A 19,964-nucleotide genomic window follows, 5' to 3' on the forward strand; every position below is an offset into this window, starting at 1 on the left:
GCTTACTGGCTGTGGATAAATCAGAAATGACAAGTAACCAGAATGAACGCGCCATCGAAAACGAACTCGATATCCGCGGCCTGTGCTGCACTTTATGGAAAGGTAAATTCTGGATTGCGGGTCTGGCAATACTGTTCGCACTTGTCGCTCTCGGCTCCTCCTATCTGATGAAACAAGAGTGGAGTTCAACGGCGATCACCGACCGCCCGACGGTAAACAACTTGTCTTCCTATTTCTCTCAGGCGCAGTTCCTGCGCAATCTGGATATGCGTACTGCGCCGCAGACTGATGCGAGCCGGCCACCGATTTCAGATGAAGCCTACAACGAGTTTGTGATGCAACTGGCGGCTTATGACACCCGCCGGGATTTCTGGCAGCAATCTCCTTACTACAAACAGCGTAAGGAAGGTGATGCGCGTGCGGATGCCGTCTTACTGGATGAACTGATTAACGATATCCAGTTCACCGCACGCGACGGCATCAAAGTGCCGAACGATATTGTCAAACTGACCGCTGAAAACTCCGCCGATGCTAACAAGCTGCTGCGCCAGTATGTGAATTTTGCCAGCGCCCGCGCCTCTCAGTATCTTTACGATGAACTTCAGGGCGCATGGGCCGCACGTACGCAGTCGATGAAAGCGCAGGTAAAGCGTCAGGAAGAGGTCGCACAAACCATTTTCAAACGTACTGCGAATAACACCGAGCAGGCGCTGAAAATTGCTCAGCAGCAGAATATTAATAAGAGTATGACGGAAACCCCCGCTGAAGAACTGCCGGACTCCGACATGTTCCTGCTCGGTGTACCGATGCTAAAAGCGCGCCTTGAACTGCTACAAGCTTCAGGCCCTGGCTACGATCTGGAGTATGATCAGAACCGCGCGATGCTTTCGACGCTAAATGTTGGCCCGACGCTGACCGCGAAGTTTCAGACTTACCGTTATCTCCGTACGCCTGAAGAGCCTGTAAAACGTGACAGCCCGCGCCGCGTATTCCTGATGATCATGTGGGGTATTGTCGGTGGTCTGATCGGAGCAGGCGTTGCCCTGACGCGTCGTAAAAATAAGAGAAACACATTGTGAAAGTGTTGACGATCTTCGGCACCCGTCCGGAAGCCATAAAAATGGCGCCGCTGGTGCATGCTTTGTCGCAGGATGCGGCATTTGAATCCAAAGTTTGTGTCACGGCACAGCACCGTGAAATGCTCGACCAGGTATTGCGTCTCTTTGAAATTACACCGGATTATGATCTCAATATCATGAAGCCGGGACAGGGATTGACTGAAATTACCTGCCGGATTCTGGCCGGGCTGAAACCCGTGCTGGATGATTTCAAGCCTGATGTCGTGCTGGTTCATGGCGATACCACGACCACGCTGTCCGCCAGTCTGGCGGCGTTTTATCATCAAATCCCGGTGGGTCACGTTGAAGCCGGATTACGCACCGGCGATCTCTCGTCGCCGTGGCCGGAAGAAGCCAACCGTCTGCTGACGGGGCATCTGGCCAAATGGCATTTCGCGCCGACGGAAAATGCCAAAGCGAATTTGCTCAGGGAAAACATCCCCGCGCAGGGGATTTACGTTACCGGCAATACGGTGATTGATGCCTTGCTGTGGGTCAGGGATCGCTTCAGCAGCGATGATTCACTGGCGCAACAACTCGCCGCCAGCTATCCCTTCCTGGACGCAGATAAAAAGCTGATTCTGGTCACCGGTCACCGCCGTGAAAGCTTTGGTGGCGGGTTCGAGAGGATTTGCACTGCGCTTGCTGACATCGCCCGCCAGCACCCGGATGTCCAAATTGTGTATCCGGTGCACCTCAATCCTAACGTCACCGAGCCGGTGAATCGCATTCTGCATGGCATCGATAACATTGTGCTTATCGACCCTCAGGACTACCTGCCGTTTGTCTACCTGATGGACAAAGCCTATCTGATCCTGACGGATTCCGGCGGTGTGCAGGAAGAAGCGCCGTCGCTGGGTAAACCGGTGCTGGTGATGCGGGAAACGACAGAGCGTCCCGAAGCCGTTGATGCCAAAACAGTCCGGCTGGTTGGCACGGATACCGCTAAAATTGTAGAGGAAGTGACCCGCCTGCTGACGGATGAAGATGAGTACGACAGCATGAGCCGGGCGCACAATCCTTACGGTGACGGACATGCGTGTCACCACATTCTTGACGCATTGAAAAATCATTGGGTATCGCAATGAGCTTTAACACGATCTCTGTTATCGGACTGGGTTACATCGGTCTGCCTACCGCCGCTGCTTTTGCTTCGCACCAGAAAAAAGTGGTGGGCGTGGACATCAATCAGCACGCGGTCGACACCATTAACCGTGGCGCCATTCATATTGTTGAGCCCGATCTTGATCTGCTGGTGAAGCAGGCAGTCGACGACGGATTCCTGCGTGCCGTGACTCAACCGGAACCCGCAGACGCTTTCCTGATTGCCGTGCCGACGCCATTCAAAGGCGATCATCAGCCGGACATGAAATTCGTCGAATCTGCCGCGCGCTCACTGGCACCGGTGCTGAAGAAAGGCGACCTGATCATTCTGGAATCGACATCGCCGGTCGGCGCGACGGAGCAGATGGCCGCATGGCTGGCAGAAGCGCGTACTGACCTGAGTTTCCCGCAACAGGCGGGTGAGCAGGCAGATATCAGCATTGCGTATTGTCCGGAGCGTGTATTGCCAGGGCAGGTGATGGTCGAGCTTATCAAAAACGATCGTGTTATCGGTGGCATGACGGCGCGTTGTTCGCAGCGTGCCAGCGAGCTGTATAACATTTTCCTCAAAGGGGAATGTGTCGTTACCAATTCCCGCACCGCCGAAATGTGCAAGCTGACTGAAAACAGCTTCCGCGATGTGAATATCGCTTTTGCCAATGAGTTATCGCTGATTTGCGATGCGCAGGGGATTAACGTCTGGGAGCTGATTGCGCTGGCGAACCGCCATCCACGCGTGAATATTTTGCAGCCAGGCCCTGGCGTGGGCGGTCACTGTATTGCCGTTGATCCGTGGTTTATCGTCGCGCAAAACCCTGAGCTGGCGCGGATTATCCGCACCGCCCGCGAAGTGAACGACAGTAAACCGCACTGGGTGGTCGATCGCGTGAAAGCGGCGCTGGCAGATTGCCTGACCGCCACCGGAAAACGTGCCGCCGATGTGAAAATCGCCTGCTTTGGCCTGGCATTTAAACCCAATATCGACGATTTGCGCGAAAGCCCTGCGGTTGAAGTTACGCATCTGATTGCTGACTGGCATGCCGGCGAAACCTGGGCAGTCGAACCGAATGTTCATCAGCTTCCCGCTTCTCTGGCCGAAAAAGTCACCCTGCATTCTCTGGAAGAGGCGCTGGAAAGTGCCGATCTGCTGGTCATGCTGGTTGATCATGCGTCCTTTAAAGCGATCCCCGCCGCTCAGGTTGTTCAGGCATGGATCGTGGATACAAAAGGCGTATGGCGATAAGCCTGCGCGGCACGCTTGACCCCCTCAGCTGGGAGAGTGAATTCTTCCGGTTGCAGAGCGCGAAGCTGACGCTCGATGATTCTGCAGGCGACGTCACGGCGCAGGCTCTGGCAGCGTATGCGCTGGTGCAGGTGAAAGTCGCCGCCGACCAGCTGCCCACGCTGGATGCGCTCTCTGCGCTGGGCTTTCGTCTGGCGGAAGGCGAAACTGACGTGTGTATCAATGTGGTAGCGCAGGATAGCGCGCTGACCGCAGGGCGCCTGGCTGTGCCGGAAGAGATCCACGATGTGGTGGCGATCGCCCGTCAGGCGTTTCACCTCAGCCGTTTCCGCGCACCCTGGTATCAGCCGGATGACAGCGCCCGTTTCTATGCTATGTGGGCAGAAAAAGCGGTGCTCGGCACCTTTGATCATCTTTGCCTGTGGGCAGAGGATCAGGGGAAGGACGCCGGATTTGTGACGCTGCGAAAGCTGTCGACAGATGAAGCAAGAATTGGCCTGCTGGCCGTCAGACCTGAGTGTCAGGGGCGGGGAGTGGGCAGAATATTAATGGCGGCTGCGAAACAGTGGTGTGCTGAACAGGGAGTGTCGCGTTTACACGTCGCCACCCAGACCGGCAACCTCGCGGCCTTAAACCTTTATCTCGCCAGCGGTGGCAAAATCACCCGCGCGGCGTACTGGTTGTACAGGTGAAACAATGATCCCTTTTAATGCGCCGCCGATCGTCGGTACTGAAATTGATTTTATGCGTGAGGCAATGAGCAGCGGCAAATTGTGCGGCGATGGCGGGTTTACCCTGCGTTGCCAGAAATGGTTTGAGCAGCGTTTCAATTGTCCGAAAGTGTTGCTGACGCCGTCCTGTACCGCCTCGCTTGAAATGGCCGCGCTTCTGCTGGATATCCAGCCCGGCGACGAAGTCATCATGCCGAGTTTCACCTTCGTTTCTACCGCCAATGCGTTTGTGCTGCGCGGCGCAAAAATCGTCTTTGTGGATATCCGTCCCGATACCATGAACATCGACGAAACCCTGATTGAAGCGGCGATCACCGACAAAACCAAAGTGATTGTGCCCGTGCATTACGCCGGCGTGGCCTGTGAAATGGACACGATTATGGCGCTGGCTGAAAAACACCGTCTGTTTGTGGTGGAGGATGCGGCGCAGGGCGTCATGTCGACTTACAAGGGCAAAGCGCTGGGCACCATCGGCCATATCGGCTGTTTCAGTTTCCACGAAACCAAGAATTACACGGCAGGCGGGGAAGGCGGTGCAACGCTGATTAACGATCCGGCGCTGATTGACCGTGCCGAAATCATCCGCGAAAAAGGCACTAACCGCAGCCAGTTCTTCCGCGGACAGGTGGATAAATACACCTGGCGCGATATCGGCTCCAGTTATCTGATGTCCGATTTGCAGGCGGCGTATTTGTGGGGAAATCTGGACGCTGCCGAAAAGATTAACCAGCGCCGCCTTTGTGTCTGGAATGAATATTACGAGGCATTGCAGGATCTGGCTGATGCCGGCCGCGTCCAGTTGCCGGGTATTCCGCAAGATTGTGTGCAGAACGCCCACATGTTCTATCTGCGTCTGAAAGATATCGAGGATCGCGATGCCTTTATCCGCCACATGAAGGCCGCGGATATTCTGACGGTATTTCATTACATTCCGCTGCACGCCTGTCCGGCGGGGGAAGATTTTGGCCGTTTTAACGGCACCGATCGCTTCACCACGCAGGAAAGCGAACGTCTGGTGCGCCTGCCGTTGTTCTACAACATGAGCGATGACACGCAGCGCACGGTGATTGCGGCCTTGCTGCAATACTTCGCCTGATATGTCGCTGGCAAAAGCATCAGTCTGGACCGCCGGTTCCACGCTCATCAAAATCGGTGCCGGGCTGCTGGTGGTGAAACTGCTGGCGGTGGCATTCGGCCCTGAGGGCGTCGGTCAGGCAGGCAATTTCCGTCAGATGGTCACGGTGCTCGGTGTATTGTCCGGCGCCGGAATTTTCAATGGCGTCACCAAATACGTCGCCGAACACCATGAAAATCCTGAGCGCCTCAGTGCCGTGCTGGGCACGTCGTCATCGCTGATTTTAGGGTTTTCGACGCTGCTGGCCGCGGTTTTTCTGCTGGCCGCGGCGCCGGTCAGCGTTGGCCTGTTCGGGCACGATCGCTATCAGGCCGTGGTTCGCGCCGTGGCTTTTATCCAGATGGGCATCGCCTACGCCAACTATTTTCAGGCGATCCTCAAAGGCTATCGCGATGCGGCAGGCAACGCGCTGGCCGTGATCGGCGGCAGCCTGATCGGGTTACTGGCCTTCGCACTGTGTTTCAAACTGGGTGGCTATGAGGGCGCGCTGGCCGGGCTGGCGCTGGTGCCTGCGCTGGTGATTCTGCCTGCCGGCGGCATGCTGTGGCGGCGTAAACCTTTTCCGCTGCGGTATCTGAAACCGGGCTGGGATCGCTTTATCGCCAGCCATCTGGGCAAATTTACGCTGATGGCGCTGATCACCTCTGTCACTATTCCGGTGGCGTACGTGATGATGCGAAATCTTCTCGCGGAGCATTACAGCTGGAAAGAAGTGGGGATCTGGCAGGGTGTCAGCAGTATTTCTGATGCGTACCTGCAATTTATCACCGCCTCTTTCAGCGTTTATTTGTTGCCGACGCTGTCGCGACTCAAGGATAAACAGGCGATTTCTCAGGAGATCGTCAGGTCGCTGAAATTCGTGCTGCCCGCCGTGGCCGCCGTCAGTTTTTCGGTCTGGCTGTTGCGCGATTTCGCCATCTGGTTGCTGTTCTCCAAACAGTTTATGGCGATGCGCGATTTGTTTGCCTGGCAGCTGGTCGGTGATGTGCTGAAAGTCGGCTCGTATGTGTTTGGTTATCTGGTGATCGCCCGTGCGTCGTTGCGTTTTTACGTGCTGACTGAAATCAGCCAGTTCGCATTACTGACCGGATTTTCACACTGGCTGATCCCGATTCACGGTTCTCTGGGCGCGGCTCAGGCCTATATGGCGACTTACATCGTCTATTTCGCCCTGTGTTGCACCGTATTCCTTCTTTATCGTAGACGAGCATGACAACGCTGATTCACGTTTTGGGATCTGACATTCCCCACCATAATGTCACCGTACTGCGCTTCTTTAATGACGTACTGGCTGAGTGCGCGCCTGAAAAACTGATCTGCCATTTTATGGTGGCCGCGAAAGATGCCTCGGCGTTTGCTGAATTCTCGCGTCTGGATATCCGCGTATATCCGGATAAAAAATCGCTGGCGGCCGCGGTGATCACCCGCGCGCAAGAACGGATGCACCATTTTTTCTTTCACGGGCAATTTAACCCGACGCTCTGGCTGGCTATTCTGACCGGCAAAATCAAATCGCAGCAGGTCAGCTGGCATATCTGGGGCGCAGATTTGTATGAATCTGCGGGTAGCCTGAAATTCCGTCTGTTCTATCTTCTGCGCCGTCTGGCGCAGGGCCGTATTGGACATGTTTTCGGTACGCGCGGCGACCTGATTCATTTTCATCAACGTCACCCGCGGGTGCCGTCGTCGTTGCTCTATTTCCCGACCCGGATGGATCCTGCGCTGACGCAGCCGTCTGACATCCCGGAGCCCGAAGGGCCGATGACGGTGCTGGTCGGGAATTCCGGCGACCGCAGTAATCGCCACATTGAAGCGCTGCGTTCGCTGCATCAGCAGTTCGGCGCAGATATCCGCGTGATTATCCCGATGGGCTATCCGGCCAATAATCAGGCTTATATCGAACAGGTGCGGGCCGAAGCGCTGGCACTGTTTGCCCCTGCTCAGGTGGAACTGCTGACGGATGCGATGGCCTTTGAGGATTACCTCAACGTGCTGCGCCGCTGCTCGCTGGGCTATTTTATTTTCGATCGTCAGCAGGCGATTGGCACGCAGTGTTTACTGATTCAGTTCGGCGTACCTTTTGTGGTCAGCCGCCAGAATCCGTTCTGGCAGGATCTGGCGGAACAGCATCTTCCGGTGTTGTTCTACGGTGATGCTCTGGATGCGAAAACCGTGGCAGAGGCACGCAGGCAGTTGCTCAATACTGACCGGCAGAACATCGCTTTCTTCAATCCAAACTACGTCACGGGCTGGCAACAGGCGTTGTTGCTGGCGGCGGGAGAAGCATCATGACGCTGGCACAGTTAGGCGGCCTGTCTGTGGTTTATGCGCTTTCGCTGCTGTTTATACTGACGCTGACCTACAAAGAATTTCGCCGGGTGCGGTTCAATTTCAACGTCCTGTTTTCGCTGCTGTATCTGCTGACGTTTTACTTCGGATTTCCGCTGACCTGTCTGCTGGTTTTCCAGTTTGACGTCAAAGTGGTGCCGGTGGAAAACTTGTTGCAAGCCATGCTGGCCGCGACCTGCTTCTACGGCATTTACTATGTCTGTTATAAAACGCGGCTGAAGGCGAAACATGACGGCCCGTCGCGCCCGATATTTACCATGAACCGGGTGGAAACTCACCTGACCTGGATTTTGCTGGCGCTGATTGCCGTGGTGACGGTGTCGATCTTCTTTATGCACAACGGTTTTTTACTGTTTAAGCTGAAGTCGTACAGCCAGATTTTCTCCAGTGACGTCTCGGGCGTGGCGCTCAAACGCTTCTTCTATTTCTTCATTCCGGCCATGCTGGTGCTGTTTTTCCTGAAACCCGACGTCCGCCGCTGGCTGTTTTTCCTCGCCAGCACCGTTGCCTTTGGTTTCCTCACGTATGTGATCGTGGGCGGCACGCGTGCCAATATCATCATCGCCTTCGCACTGTTTCTGTTTATCGGGATTGTCCGTGGATGGATATCGTTGTGGATGCTGGCGGCAGCAGGCGTGCTCGGAATTGTCGGGATGTTCTGGCTGGCGCTGAAGCGCTACGGTCTGAACGTCAGCGGGCCGGAGGCGTTTTATACTTTCCTGTACCTGACGCGCGATACGTTCTCACCGTGGGAAAACCTGGGGCTGCTGTTGCAGAATTACGACAAAATCAGCTTCCAGGGGCTGGCGCCTATCGTGCGAGATTTCTACGTGTTTATCCCAAGCTGGTTATGGCATGACCGCCCGAGCATTGTTCTTAACTCCGCCAACTATTTCACCTGGGAAGTGCTGGATAACCATTCCGGCCTGGCGATCTCCCCGACGCTGATTGGTTCACTGGTCGTCATGGGCGGCGTATGGTTTATTCCGCTGGGGGCTGTCGCAGTGGGGATGATCATCAAATGGTTTGACTGGTTGTATGAGAAAGGCAAAGCCGACACCAACATATATAAAGCAGCCATTTTGCAAAGTTTCTGTTTCGGTGCCGTTTTCAATATTATCGTGCTGGCCAGGGAAGGGGTGGACTCGTTCTTTTCCCGTGTGGTCTTTTTCTGTGTCGTGTTCGGGGCCTGTCTGGTCGCGGCCAAAATGTTGTACTGGATGCTGGACGCCGCAGGGCTTATCCGCGCCAAGATGCCGCGCCGGGAACACCGTGTCGCGACGGTCGCTGTAGGGAAAGCTAATGAACTCTGAAAATAATACCATTCCACACTATGACATCCGCGGGATTCGCCTCTGGGGCTTTCGCGATATGGCGCATTTCATTGATTATTTGTTTGCCGGTCGTCAGGTGAAAACCGGTGCGCTGGTGGCGATAAATGCTGAAAAAGTGCTGACCATTGAAAGTAATCCGGAGCTCAGCACGCTGATAGGTGAAGCCGAATACAAATACGCCGACGGTATCAGCATCGTCCGCGCTATCCGCAAGAAATATCCGCAGGCCAGGGTGTCGCGCATTGCCGGGGCAGACTTGTGGGAAGGCCTGATGCAGCGCGCAGGCGCAGAAGGTACGCCGGTGTTTCTGATCGGCGGCAAACCGGACATTCTCCAACAAACCGAAGACAAACTGCGTGCGCAGTGGAACGTCAATATTGCGGGCAGCCAGAACGGATATTTCACTCCCGACCAGCGCGAGGCCTTATTCGAAAGAGTCAAAGCCAGCGGGGCGGCCATTGTGACGGTGGCAATGGGCTCGCCGAAACAAGAAATCCTGATGCGTGATTGCCGCCGGGTACATCCGGATGCGCTGTATATGGGCATCGGTGGCACTTATGATGTGTTTACCGGCCACGTGAAGCGTGCCCCTAAGATCTGGCAGAAGATGGGGCTTGAGTGGCTGTATCGCCTGATTTCCCAACCCAGCCGTCTGCGCCGTCAACTGAAACTCCTCAAATTCGTCCGTTATTACTACACAGGCCGTCTGTAAAACTTGCGCCGCGACTGATTTTCAGCGCGGCGTTTTACCTCTCATTTCTCACCTTCGCTTACCCTCTCTTACATCCCTCCGTGTCTACTGATGCGTATCTTTCTCAATTGTGGTTTGCAACTCATCCTGAAATGCGGAACCATAACGCCGTTTTTCCGCCCCATGCGGGCATTATCACAATAAAAAAATAACATTCCGGTCATTCCGGAAGGCAAACACAACACTGAGAAACAGAGGAATTATGGCGAATCAAGAAGAAAAGGGTGGGCTACACCGGGGGCTGGAAGCCAGACACATTGAGCTGATAGCCCTGGGCGGTACCATCGGTGTCGGGCTGTTTATGGGCGCGGCGAGCACCCTGAAATGGGCGGGGCCTTCTGTTTTACTGGCGTACATTCTGGCCGGTATTTTTGTCTTCTTTATCATGCGTTCGATGGGCGAAATGCTGCATCTGGAGCCGGTGGCCGGTTCGTTTGCGGTCTACGCACATAAATACCTCGGGCCTTACTATGGCTATCTGACGGCGTGGAGTTACTGGTTTATGTGGATTGCGGTGGGGATTTCTGAAATCACCGCGATCGGTGTTTATGCACAATACTGGTTCCCGGAATTACCGCAGTGGATCCCGGCGCTGATGGCCGTGGCGATTGTCGCAGCGGCCAACCTGGCCGCGGTGAAACTCTACGGTGAGATGGAGTTCTGGTTTGCGCTGATCAAAATCACCACCATTATTGTGATGATTGTGGTCGGTCTGGCGGTGATCTTCTTCGGCTTCGGTAATCACGGCGAGCCGGTGGGCTTTGCGAATCTGACTGCGCACGGCGGCTTCTTCGCCGGAGGCTGGAAAGGTTTCCTTTTTGCGCTGTGTATCGTCGTGGCGTCCTATCAGGGCGTCGAACTGGTGGGAATTACCGCCGGTGAAGCGAAAAATCCACAGGTGACGCTTAAACGCGCCATCAATAACATCCTGTGGCGGATCCTGATTTTCTACGTCGGTGCCATTTTCGTCATCATCACCATCTTCCCGTGGAACGAAATGGGCACCCACGGCAGCCCGTTCGTCCTGACGTTCGCGAAGATCGGCATTGCCTCGGCGGCAGGTATCATCAACTTTGTGGTGCTGACGGCGGCGCTCTCCGGCTGTAACAGCGGAATGTACAGCTGCGGGCGCATGCTCTATGCATTGTCGAAGAATCGCCAACTGCCCGCATTCCTGAGCAACGTCTCAAAAAGCGGCGTCCCTGTTTACGGTATCGCGATCACGATTTTGTGTTTGCTGGTCGGTTCGTGCCTGAATTACCTGATCCCGAATCCGGAGAAAGTCTTTGTTTACGTTTACAGCGCCAGTGTTCTGCCGGGAATGGTGCCGTGGTTTGTGGTACTGATTAGTCAGTTGCGTTTTCGTGAAGCGCATAAAGAGAAATTGAAGAACCACCCGTTTAAATCGATTCTCTTCCCTTATACCAATTATCTGACGCTGATTTTCCTGGCCTGCGTGCTCGTGGGTATGGCAATTAACCCGGATACGCGAATTTCTTTGCTGGTAGGCGGGATTTTCATCGCGGGAGTGTCACTGATATACTTCGGCCTCGGCATGCATAAGCGTGCTGCGCTGACGGCAGAAAAGGCAAAATAGCGTCTTAAGTCATGGGTGGGGGAGGTTGGGCGCTTACTTTTAATGCGTATTGGACAAAGCGTAATCAAACGCAATATTTCTGAAAAAAAGCACTAGACAGCCATGCGTTAAAACCGTAGTATCCCCACCCGCAACGGCGCTAAGCGCCCGTAGCTCAGCTGGATAGAGCGCTGCCCTCCGGAGGCAGAGGTCTCAGGTTCGAATCCTGTCGGGCGCACCATTAAGTTTGCGCTAGAGTTGCGGTGGTCTTGTTTGAAGTTAAGCAGTCCACGATGTAGAAGAGTTTGAAATGGTGGCTATAGCTCAGTTGGTAGAGCCCTGGATTGTGATTCCAGTTGTCGTGGGTTCGAGCCCCATTAGCCACCCCAAATTTTTTAAATGATTTTGTGAATGTGACATGCGATGGTGGCGGAATTGGTAGACGCGCTAGCTTCAGGTGTTAGTGTCCTTTGGATGTGAGGGTTCGAGTCCCTCCCTTCGCACCACACACACAAAATGCATTTAAATGATGCAGTTAGCGTCAAGAAGTAGTAAGATGCACGACATCGGCGAGTAGCGCAGCTTGGTAGCGCAACTGGTTTGGGACCAGTGGGTCGGAGGTTCGAATCCTCTCTCGCCGACCAATTCAAATAAAGAGCCCTGCAGAAATGCAGGGCTTTTTGTTTTCTGCTTTTAAAAAACTGCTCTCACGTCTCTTCCTGGTCTTGTTGTTTATCTGCGACATACGCACTTTTCTCTGTCTCTTTCAGGAGACACTTATCTTATTGATAAATAAGGACTCACCTAAGCTGACATTTCTGCGTCGTTCACTGGCGACAGAATGGGGGATTGCCGGAGCGTATCCGCCTTCTGAGAAACAGAGCGCCGGTGTGTTATAAAAATAAAGTTGTTAATTATCAGTGCGATAAAAAATTATAAACAGATGCTTGCCATTCTGGCACGCGTCCTGCAATATTCCCGCCGTAGATGCTCATTCCACCCATTATGTTTGCTCCGGCTTCATAAACCTGGGAATGATGCAGAGCCAATTTACAGTGCCTATTGTCATCCTGACCGATAACGCGCAAGCGCTATCACCCAGAAGGCAAAACGTTGAGTGAGGCACTAAATCTGTTGTCCTAGACCTGATTGTTTTTAGACACTTGTCCTTCAGACAAGTGTTTTTTTTGCCTGAAATTTAGCGCAGGCATAAAAAAGGCTCCAGAAGGAGCCTTAACAGACAGCAAGATTGTTACGGTTGCTGCGAATTGTTCAGGGTTAACATCAGCCCTGCACGGCGCATCTCCGCCGCTTCAGCCGGTTTATGAAGCTTATCCAACGCATCTGCCAGCCAGGCGTAATCATACGCATCAGGACGCTGTTTCAGCGCTTCACGGAAGGCCTCGCTCGCTTGTTGCCATTCCCCATGCTTCATCAGCAACTGACCGAGCGTGCTGCTCAGCAATGGCGATGTCCCATTTTGCTTGATCAAATTCCGTAATGTTTTTTCCAGCTGCTCCGGATCGCCGGAACGCAGTTTCGGCATCAGTGCGATCAAACGTTCGTCATACTGGCGTTTCAGCCCGTCGAGAATCACTTCCTGCGCCAGATCCTGATCGTTACATTCAATCAGATGCGTCGCCATTGCCACCTGAAGGGCAACTTCATGACGGGTTTTACGGTTCTGGTCTTTCCACCAGCGCTTCAGGCCATCGCTGCCTTCTTCCGCCATCAGCTGGTTCATCATGCCGATATAAGCCTGCTCCTGCAGGACGCGGATTTCGTCATCGGTATGAATATCCGCTTTCGCCATAGAAGGCAGAATCTCCAGCAATGACCCGTAGGCGCCGGTACGCAGAAATGCCTGTTCTGCCAGACGTAAGATCTCCGGATGGCGCGGCGACTGACCGAGCAAACGATCCACGCCATGGCGTGCAGCGTGGATTTCGCCCTGCGCCAGCTGGATGCGTACGCGGGTGATGTCCACCGGCATCTGGTCGGTATCCGCGATTTCAGCAGCACGTTCCAGATACTGATTGGTGCGAATGGTGTCACCACGCTGTTGCGCCGCTTCTGCTGCCAGCAGGTAGTTCACCACCGGCTGATCGGCATGGTCGGCATTACGCGCCAGCAATTTCTCCATTTTGCGGTGATCGCCTTCTGCCAGTTTGAGCATGGCTTCTTTGGTTTGCTTACGCGCTTTAGAACTTTTACGCCCGGCAAACCAGCCGCGTGTGCGTGCGCCGGTGCGCAGAACGCGCCGCAGGATCCATTCGATAAAGAACAGCACCAGAACCAGAACGATCAGCATAATCACTAAGCCGGTCACGCTGGTTTCAATGTTGTAGTTATCGGTCTGGATCAGCACATAACCCTGATGACCGGCCAGCATCGGGCCGACGATAATCCCGGCAAACACAATCAGGAATAACACGAAAACTCGTAACATGCGTTATTCCCCCTGCGTTGCGGCGGCGGGCTGCTGAAGCAGGTTACGCACGCGGGTTTGCATCAGTTTTTCCAGCATCGGCTGGCTTTTCAGCTGATCAGGCACGTCCATCGAAATGGATTGCTGGCTGAGATTGTCCAGCTCCTCGAGGAAGGCTTTGGTCGAAGGATCTGTGGTATCAAAATACGCCCGTACCCATGTCGATACGCTCTCCAGCGACTGTGTATACACTTCATCCTGATGGCGCGGTACAGCCTGTGCGGCAATCAGCAGTCTTGAGCGGATATTCTCACGCAGGTAGACGTCCTGATTAGGTGCCAGCAGGGGTTCTGCGGTGGAATCACGACGACGGATGGTGATGAAATCATCCATAAAGTTGTGCCAGCTTTTGGTCAGGTTCTGACGCCATTCGGTCAGTGAACCAGAAAGACTGGTGCTGTCGCTGTCCATCGGCGAATCGTCATTATCATTGTCGGCCAGACGCAGGTTATCCACCTGATTAGACAGCTGGTTGAGTTTCAAAATGATGCCGTCGAAATCAATCTGCGTTACCGCAGACAGGCTGCTCACGTCTTCATTCAGTGCGCGGCGAACGTCGATCAGGCTTGGATCATTCATATCTGCCAGGCTGGCATCCGCGCTTTTCAGCAGCGCTGCGGCCGTGGTGACATCCTGATCGCTCCACAGTTTGCGGCCCGCCAGTTTCACCAGATAATCAGCCTGAGCCAGTAACCAGGTTTTAGCATCGCTGCCGGAAATGCTGGCGACTTTATCCTGGAGTTCATTCAGCTGACGGCCAAATGAGGCCTGCTGACGATCGGCGGTTTGCTGGTTTTTATCCTGTTGAGCCAACAAGGTCGCGATTTGCTGTTTGTCCTGTTGCTGGCTTTTTTGCAGGGCGTCGAGTTGTTCAGAAAGTGCTTCATCAGAAGCGGCTTTGGCCAGCGCCTGCTGGTGCCCGTGATAGTAAAGACCGGCGCCAAGCGCGATCACTAACACAATGGCGATAGCGCCTAATACCGGTGCGGTACGCTGTTTTTTACGCAACGTCTTCATCTCCTGATCCCGTACGGAAGCATCTGGCTGGGGGCTCTCAACCGCCGGGGCGATAACAATCTCATCATCCGGTACGGAAGGATTTTTTTGTTCCGTCATTTTGGCACATCCCTTAGTCAGGTAATTGTAATGCGCGAATCAGCGCATCATTGTCTGCATTCTCGGCAACCCGAATAGCGTGCCAGCCGAGCTGGCGGGCAAGGGTTGCCAAACGTTCGCTGACCACCACCAGGCTACAGCGCAGTAACCATGAATGTCGGTAGTAATCAGGAACTAACTGGTACAGCTGTTGCAGCATTTCGCCGCTGGTGACCACCAGCGTATCTACGCCGGCACGTTGCCAGACGGCGCTTTGCTCACTGGCATCGTAGTGAATCGGGCTGCGTTGATAACACTCGCAGTACGACACTTCAACACCGCGTTCAGTCAGCGTTTCCGCCAGCTTTTCGCGCCCGCCGTTGCCACGCAGTATCAGCGCTTTCTTGCCCTGAATGCGTTGCAATGACGGAAGATTCAGTAATGTCTCGCTGGTTTCGCTGTCCTGAGGATAGAGAACCGGCAGACTGCTGGCACGATGGAACAGCAGGCCCGTCGTACGGCCAATCGCGTAATAACAAAGTGTGTCCGGCCAGCGGGTAGCAGACTGTCGTAATGCGCGATCGGCGTAATTCACGGCATGTTGTGAAAGCACAAACACCAGATCCTGCTGATCTAATGAGGATAGCAGGTTCGGCAGCGATGCGAGTTGGTTCCCCGGCGCAAATTCAATGAGCGGAGAATGGAAGGCGACCCGACCCAGAGCGCGCAGCCGACTGACCAGCGTTTCTCCTGCCGGAGAAGGACGGGTTACCAGAATGGTCATTTTGGTGCGTTCCCCTGATAGACCTCTTGCAGAATTTCACGCGCGCCATTCGCCAGCAATTCATCCGCCAGATCAATGCCCATGCTTTCTGCATTGGCTGCCGGGCCGCGACGTTCGCCGCACACCATCTGACTACCGTCCGGCGCGCCAACCAGTGCGCGCAACCACAGCTCGTCGCCGTCGAGTTCGGCATAGCTGCCAATAGGCACCTGACATCCGCCTTCGAGACGCATATTCATGGCGCGTTCCGCCTGAACGCGCAAGGTCGTTTCACGGTGCGCCAGAGGAGCAAGCAATTCGCGGGTGAAATGATCGTCGAGACGGCATTCGATACCGACAGCACCTTGTCCGACCGCAGGCAGACACTCTTCCGGCGTCAGCGCAGCACGGATACGGCTCTCCAGGCCAAGGCGTTTCAGCCCGGCGACCGCCAGAATGATGGCATCATAATCGCCGTTATCGAGTTTGGATAAACGCGTACCGACGTTGCCGCGTAAATCGCGGATGTGCAGATCGGGACGTTGCTGACGCAACTGACACTGGCGGCGCAGGCTTGAGGTCCCGACCACGCTGCCGTGCGGTAATTCAGCCAGACTGGCGTAGTGATTGGAGACGAACGCATCGCGCGGGTCTTCACGTTCACAAATGGTCACCAGACCTAAGCCTTCGGGGAATTCTACCGGTACATCTTTCATGGAATGTACGGCAATATCCGCGCGGCCATCGAGCATCGCCAGCTCAAGTTCTTTCACAAACAAACCTTTGCCGCCCACTTTGGCCAGAGGAGTATCTAAAATGATATCGCCTTTCGTGACCATAGGAACCAGTTCAACCTGCAAACCGGGATGACAAGCCATTAACTGAGTTTGAACATATTGTGCCTGCCACAGAGCCAGCGGGCTCTGGCGGGTGGCAATTCGAATGATTTTGTCTAACATTTTTGTTACCGTTTATCTGTCTCTGTGACCATCCTACCACTGACAATAGAAAGCTGTCAGCGTAAGAAGCCATTCGTAAAAGAAGGGTAACGGTCGTAAAGGAGATTTGTTCTGTTTGACGGCAAACGGTAAAATCGAGAGAAGCGGAAGAGTAATTGTGGTGCGTTACTTTCTTTACGGTCAATCAGCAAGGTGTTAAATTGATCACGTTTCCAGCAATAATTCGTCAACTATTTGCACAATCGCGGTTGTTCAAAGCATAAGCATCACGATAAATGACGGATTTGGAACGGGGTTCTTTCCAGACACTGAATAATCAGGCGAAACGTCTTGTACCTCTACATCGAGACACTGAAGCAAAGATTGGATGCGATCAACCAGTTACGAGTCGATCGTGCACTGGCGGCAATGGGTCCTGCGTTTCAACAGGTCTACACGTTGCTTCCCGTCTTTCTACATCATCATCACCCTCTGATACCGGGATACCTTGAAGGTAAGGTTCCGCATGGTATCTGCCTTTTCACGCCTGATGACTCTCAAAAAACCTATCTGACTGACCTCGAAGACAAATGGGGCAGCGCGCTTGAGCCTCTGGCGAAAGGCGAATTGCCGATCACCGGCGTCTATTCGATGGGCAGCACCTCATCTATTGGGCAAAGTCAGAGTTCCGATCTGGATATCTGGGTCTGCCATCAGTCCTGGCTTGATAATGAAGAACGCAACCGCTTACAGCAGAAATGCAGCCTGTTGGAAAAATGGGCCGCCTCGCTGGGCGTGGAAGTCAGCTTCTTCCTGATCGACGAAAACCGTTTCCGCCACAATGAAAGTGGCAGTCTGGGCGGTGAGGATTGCGGTTCCACTCAGTACATCTTATTGCTTGATGAATTCTACCGTACCGCGGTGCGGATGGGCGGTAAGCGTATTCTGTGGAATATGGTGCCGGGTGAAGAAGAAGCGCATTACGATGAATACGTGCTTTCGCTTTACGCCCAGGGCGCGCTGACGCCAAATGAATGGCTCGATCTTGGCGGGCTCAGTACCCTGTCGGCGGAAGAGTATTTCGGCGCCAGCCTGTGGCAGCTGTATAAAAGCATCGATTCGCCCTACAAAGCCGTGCTGAAAACCCTGCTGCTGGAAGCCTATTCCTGGGAATATCCTCAAACGCAGTTACTGGCTATGGACATCAAACAGCGTCTGCATCAGGGGGAAATCGTCTGCTTCGGGCTTGATTCCTATTGTATGATGCTCGACCGAGTGACCCGTTACCTGACCCAGATTGAAGATACGACCCGCCTTGATTTAGTCCGCCGCTGTTTCTATTTAAAAGTCTGCGAAAAACTCTCCCGCGCCCGTGCGTCGGTGGGCTGGCGTCGTGAAATTCTCAGCCAGCTGGTGGCGGAATGGGGTTGGGACGAAGAGCGTCTGGCGATTCTGGATAACCGGGCGAACTGGAAAATCGAACGGGTGCGCGAAGCTCACAACGAATTGCTCGATGCGATGATGCAAAGTTATCGCAATCTGATCCGCTTTGCCCGTCGCAACAATTTAAGCGTCAGTGCCAGCCCGCAGGATATTGGCGTGCTGACCCGTAAGTTGTACGCCGCCTTCGAAGCGCTGCCGGGAAAAGTCACGCTGGTTAACCCGCAGATTTCGCCCGACCTGTCAGAGAACGATTTAACCTTTATTCATGTACCGATTGGCCGCGCCAACCGCACGGGCTGGTATCTGTATAATCAGTCGCCGTCGATGGAATCGATCGTCAGTCATCAGCCGTTGGAATATAACCGTTACCTGAATAAACTGGTGGCATGGGCCTATTTCAATGGTCTGCTGACCTCCACCACGCGGCTGCACATTAAAAGTGGCGGCCTGTGTGATATCGCCAAATTGCGCGAGCTGGTGGCGGATGTTTCACACAATTTCCCGCTGCGACTGGCTGCGCCGACGCCGAAAGCGTTGTACAGCCCGTGTGAAATCCGGCATCTGGCGATTATCGTCAACCTTGAGCATGATCCGACTGCCGCCTTCCGTAATCAGGTTGTGCATTTTGATTTCCGTAAGCTGGATGTCTTCAGCTTTGGGCAGAATCAGGAATGCATGGTGGGCAGCATTGATCTGCTTTATCGCAACTCGTGGAATGAAGTGCGAACACTGCATTTCAGCGGCGAGCAGGCGGTTCTCGAAGCGCTGAAAACCATTCTGGGCAAAATGCATCAGGACGCTGCGCCGCCGGAGTCAGTGGAAGTGTTCTGCTACAGCCAGCATCTGCGCGGTCTTATCCGCACGCGTATTCAGCAACTGGTCACCGAGTGCATCGAGCTGCGTCTGTCGAGCAAACGCCTCGAACCGGGCCGGTTCAAAGCCGTGCGCGTTGCCGGGCAAACCTGGGGTCTGTTCTTCGAGCGCCTGAGCGTGTCGGTGCAGAAGCTGGAAAATGCGATTGAATTCTACGGTGCGATCTCTAACAACAAGCTGCACGGTTTATCCGTGAAGTTACAGACCGATCAGGCGCACCTGCCGGCGGTGATTGACGGCTATGCCAGTGAAGGGATCATTCAGTTCTTCTTTGAAGACAGCTCAGACGATATTGGCTTTAACATCTATATTCTCGATGAGTCGAACCGCGTAGAGGTTTATCACCATTGCGAAGGCAGCAAAGAAGATTTGGTGCGCGACGTCAGCCGTTTCTATTCGTCTTCCCATGATCGTTTCACTTACGGCTCCAGCTTTATTAACTTCAACTTGCCGCAGTTCTACCAGATTGTGTCGCTCGACGATCGTATTCAGGTGATCCCTTTTCGCAGCAATGCGTTATCCGCAGTCTGCGCTCCACCGCCCGAGAGCGAGATCGAACCTTCGCGGCTGAAACAGCAATTCCAGCTGCATTAGAAAAGCGTGATGTACCGCCTGCACGCGGCAGATTCTCTGGCTTTCCTTCTCTTTAAATCCTGAAAGTGTGCCTGCGGGTTTTATCGATTCCTGTTGCTTTTCATGATCCACCTGCGATTATAGAGGCCTTGGTCGCATGAATTACGGGCATTCATAAAATGAAAAACGCTTTACGCTGGTCTCTGGCCGCGACGATATTATTTTCTCTCTCCGGTTGCGGACTGAAAGGGCCGTTGTATTTCCCGCCTGCGGATAAATCTTCTACGCAGAAAACCAGTCAGGTTCCGGGAACCAGCAACGACGGTTCCTCGCAGCAAAAAGGTGTATCACCAGAAAAACTCTCGACGAATTCCAGAGATTAATCAGCCTGCGGGCTAAGGTTCCGGCAGTTTTCTGCCGGGTCCACATCATGAAGGGATCATCGCGACT

Annotated in this window: 16 protein-coding genes and 4 tRNA genes; 16 read left to right on the forward strand and 4 right to left on the reverse strand. The window is 54.0% G+C overall.

Annotated features, from left to right (window positions below; all coding sequences use genetic code 11):
* Positions 1-26: 26 nt before the first annotated feature.
* The 14 genes from wzzE (at position 27) to ED901_RS16060 (ending at position 11,985) form a co-directional block, all read left to right on the forward strand.
* Positions 27-1,079: an ECA polysaccharide chain length modulation protein gene (wzzE, locus tag ED901_RS15995; RefSeq protein WP_122096506.1), complete on the forward strand. Its 1,053-nt coding sequence runs from the start codon at positions 27-29 to the stop codon at positions 1,077-1,079.
* Positions 1,076-2,206 (forward strand): non-hydrolyzing UDP-N-acetylglucosamine 2-epimerase, encoded by a 1,131-nt coding sequence (gene wecB, locus ED901_RS16000; RefSeq protein WP_056772316.1) that lies wholly within the window; start codon positions 1,076-1,078, stop codon positions 2,204-2,206. Before wzzE ends, wecB begins: the two co-directional genes overlap by 4 nt.
* Positions 2,203-3,465 (forward strand): UDP-N-acetyl-D-mannosamine dehydrogenase, encoded by a 1,263-nt coding sequence (gene wecC / locus ED901_RS16005; RefSeq protein ID WP_122096507.1) that lies wholly within the window; start codon positions 2,203-2,205, stop codon positions 3,463-3,465. The genes wecB and wecC overlap by 4 nt, the downstream gene beginning before the upstream one ends.
* Positions 3,432-4,157, forward strand: a complete 726-nt coding sequence (gene rffC / locus ED901_RS16010; protein ID WP_122096508.1) for a dTDP-4-amino-4,6-dideoxy-D-galactose acyltransferase — start codon at positions 3,432-3,434, stop codon at positions 4,155-4,157. Before wecC ends, rffC begins: the two co-directional genes overlap by 34 nt.
* A gap of 4 nt (positions 4,158-4,161) precedes the next feature.
* Positions 4,162-5,292 (forward strand): dTDP-4-amino-4,6-dideoxygalactose transaminase, encoded by a 1,131-nt coding sequence (gene rffA, locus ED901_RS16015; protein WP_056772309.1) that lies wholly within the window; start codon positions 4,162-4,164, stop codon positions 5,290-5,292.
* Position 5,293: 1 nt separating this feature from the next.
* The gene (gene wzxE / locus ED901_RS16020; RefSeq protein WP_122096509.1) at positions 5,294-6,544 is read left to right on the forward strand and encodes a lipid III flippase WzxE; all 1,251 of its coding nucleotides are present in this window, start codon (positions 5,294-5,296) and stop codon (positions 6,542-6,544) included.
* Entirely contained in the window at positions 6,541-7,623 is a 1,083-nt protein-coding gene (locus tag ED901_RS16025; protein ID WP_122096510.1) for a TDP-N-acetylfucosamine:lipid II N-acetylfucosaminyltransferase, read from the forward strand. The genes wzxE and ED901_RS16025 overlap by 4 nt, the downstream gene beginning before the upstream one ends.
* Positions 7,620-8,993 carry an ECA oligosaccharide polymerase gene (gene wzyE / locus ED901_RS16030; protein ID WP_122096511.1) on the forward strand — a complete coding sequence of 458 codons (1,374 nt, stop codon included), beginning with the start codon at positions 7,620-7,622 and terminating at the stop codon, positions 8,991-8,993. The genes ED901_RS16025 and wzyE overlap by 4 nt, the downstream gene beginning before the upstream one ends.
* On the forward strand, positions 8,983-9,726 hold the full coding sequence (wecG, locus tag ED901_RS16035; RefSeq protein ID WP_122096512.1) for a lipopolysaccharide N-acetylmannosaminouronosyltransferase: 744 nt from the start codon (positions 8,983-8,985) through the stop codon (positions 9,724-9,726). The genes wzyE and wecG overlap by 11 nt, the downstream gene beginning before the upstream one ends.
* Positions 9,727-9,967: 241 nt before the next feature.
* The gene (locus ED901_RS16040; protein WP_056772293.1) at positions 9,968-11,362 is read left to right on the forward strand and encodes an amino acid permease; all 1,395 of its coding nucleotides are present in this window, start codon (positions 9,968-9,970) and stop codon (positions 11,360-11,362) included.
* A 143-nt stretch (positions 11,363-11,505) separates the two neighbouring features.
* Positions 11,506-11,582: transfer RNA gene (locus ED901_RS16045), tRNA-Arg, on the forward strand.
* 72 nt (positions 11,583-11,654) lie between these two features.
* Positions 11,655-11,730 (forward strand) — tRNA-His (locus ED901_RS16050).
* Between the two features lie 31 nt (positions 11,731-11,761).
* A tRNA-Leu gene (locus ED901_RS16055) sits at positions 11,762-11,847 on the forward strand.
* Between the two features lie 61 nt (positions 11,848-11,908).
* A tRNA-Pro gene (locus ED901_RS16060) sits at positions 11,909-11,985 on the forward strand.
* Positions 11,986-12,593: 608 nt separating this feature from the next.
* On the opposite strand, the gene hemY is transcribed toward ED901_RS16060, so the two are convergent.
* From hemY to hemC, 4 genes are read right to left on the reverse strand one after another with little or no spacing between them, the layout of a single operon-like run.
* On the reverse strand, positions 12,594-13,790 hold the full coding sequence (gene hemY / locus ED901_RS16070; protein ID WP_056772290.1) for a protoheme IX biogenesis protein HemY: 1,197 nt from the start codon (positions 13,788-13,790) through the stop codon (positions 12,594-12,596).
* A gap of 3 nt (positions 13,791-13,793) precedes the next feature.
* Complete coding sequence (gene hemX, locus ED901_RS16075; RefSeq protein ID WP_122096514.1) at positions 13,794-14,945, reverse strand: uroporphyrinogen-III C-methyltransferase; 1,152 nt, start codon at positions 14,943-14,945, stop codon at positions 13,794-13,796.
* A 13-nt stretch (positions 14,946-14,958) separates the two neighbouring features.
* Positions 14,959-15,708 (reverse strand): uroporphyrinogen-III synthase, encoded by a 750-nt coding sequence (gene hemD / locus ED901_RS16080; protein ID WP_056772283.1) that lies wholly within the window; start codon positions 15,706-15,708, stop codon positions 14,959-14,961.
* Positions 15,705-16,646: a hydroxymethylbilane synthase gene (hemC, locus tag ED901_RS16085; protein WP_056772280.1), complete on the reverse strand. Its 942-nt coding sequence runs from the start codon at positions 16,644-16,646 to the stop codon at positions 15,705-15,707. Before hemC ends, hemD begins: the two co-directional genes overlap by 4 nt.
* A gap of 330 nt (positions 16,647-16,976) precedes the next feature.
* On the opposite strand from hemC, the gene ED901_RS16090 reads away from it, so the two are divergent.
* Both ED901_RS16090 and ED901_RS16095 read left to right on the forward strand, forming a co-directional pair.
* Positions 16,977-19,535 carry a class I adenylate cyclase gene (locus ED901_RS16090; RefSeq protein ID WP_056772276.1) on the forward strand — a complete coding sequence of 853 codons (2,559 nt, stop codon included), beginning with the start codon at positions 16,977-16,979 and terminating at the stop codon, positions 19,533-19,535.
* Between the two features lie 158 nt (positions 19,536-19,693).
* Positions 19,694-19,897, forward strand: a complete 204-nt coding sequence (locus ED901_RS16095) for a lipoprotein (protein WP_122096515.1) — start codon at positions 19,694-19,696, stop codon at positions 19,895-19,897.
* The last annotated feature ends 67 nt before the right edge of the window (positions 19,898-19,964 follow it).

The organism is Rahnella sp. Larv3_ips (assembly GCF_003697865.1).
GTDB classification, from domain to species: domain Bacteria; phylum Pseudomonadota; class Gammaproteobacteria; order Enterobacterales; family Enterobacteriaceae; genus Rahnella; species Rahnella rivi.

Excerpts from the sequence above, each read along its gene's own strand:
- wzzE (WP_122096506.1), top strand. The coding sequence starts at position 27 with ATGACAAGTAACCAGAATGAACGCGCCATCGAAAACGAACTCGATATC.
- wecC (WP_122096507.1), top strand. The coding sequence starts at position 2,203 with ATGAGCTTTAACACGATCTCTGTTATCGGACTGGGTTACATCGGTCTG.
- rffC (WP_122096508.1), top strand. The coding sequence starts at position 3,432 with ATGGATCGTGGATACAAAAGGCGTATGGCGATAAGCCTGCGCGGCACG.
- rffA (WP_056772309.1), top strand. The coding sequence starts at position 4,162 with ATGATCCCTTTTAATGCGCCGCCGATCGTCGGTACTGAAATTGATTTT.
- wzxE (WP_122096509.1), top strand. The coding sequence starts at position 5,294 with ATGTCGCTGGCAAAAGCATCAGTCTGGACCGCCGGTTCCACGCTCATC.
- ED901_RS16025 (WP_122096510.1), top strand. The coding sequence starts at position 6,541 with ATGACAACGCTGATTCACGTTTTGGGATCTGACATTCCCCACCATAAT.
- wzyE (WP_122096511.1), top strand. The coding sequence starts at position 7,620 with ATGACGCTGGCACAGTTAGGCGGCCTGTCTGTGGTTTATGCGCTTTCG.
- wecG (WP_122096512.1), top strand. The coding sequence starts at position 8,983 with ATGAACTCTGAAAATAATACCATTCCACACTATGACATCCGCGGGATT.
- ED901_RS16040 (WP_056772293.1), top strand. The coding sequence starts at position 9,968 with ATGGCGAATCAAGAAGAAAAGGGTGGGCTACACCGGGGGCTGGAAGCC.
- hemY (WP_056772290.1), bottom strand. The coding sequence starts at position 13,790 with ATGTTACGAGTTTTCGTGTTATTCCTGATTGTGTTTGCCGGGATTATC.
- hemX (WP_122096514.1), bottom strand. The coding sequence starts at position 14,945 with ATGACGGAACAAAAAAATCCTTCCGTACCGGATGATGAGATTGTTATC.
- hemD (WP_056772283.1), bottom strand. The coding sequence starts at position 15,708 with ATGACCATTCTGGTAACCCGTCCTTCTCCGGCAGGAGAAACGCTGGTC.
- hemC (WP_056772280.1), bottom strand. The coding sequence starts at position 16,646 with ATGTTAGACAAAATCATTCGAATTGCCACCCGCCAGAGCCCGCTGGCT.
- ED901_RS16095 (WP_122096515.1), top strand. The coding sequence starts at position 19,694 with ATGAAAAACGCTTTACGCTGGTCTCTGGCCGCGACGATATTATTTTCT.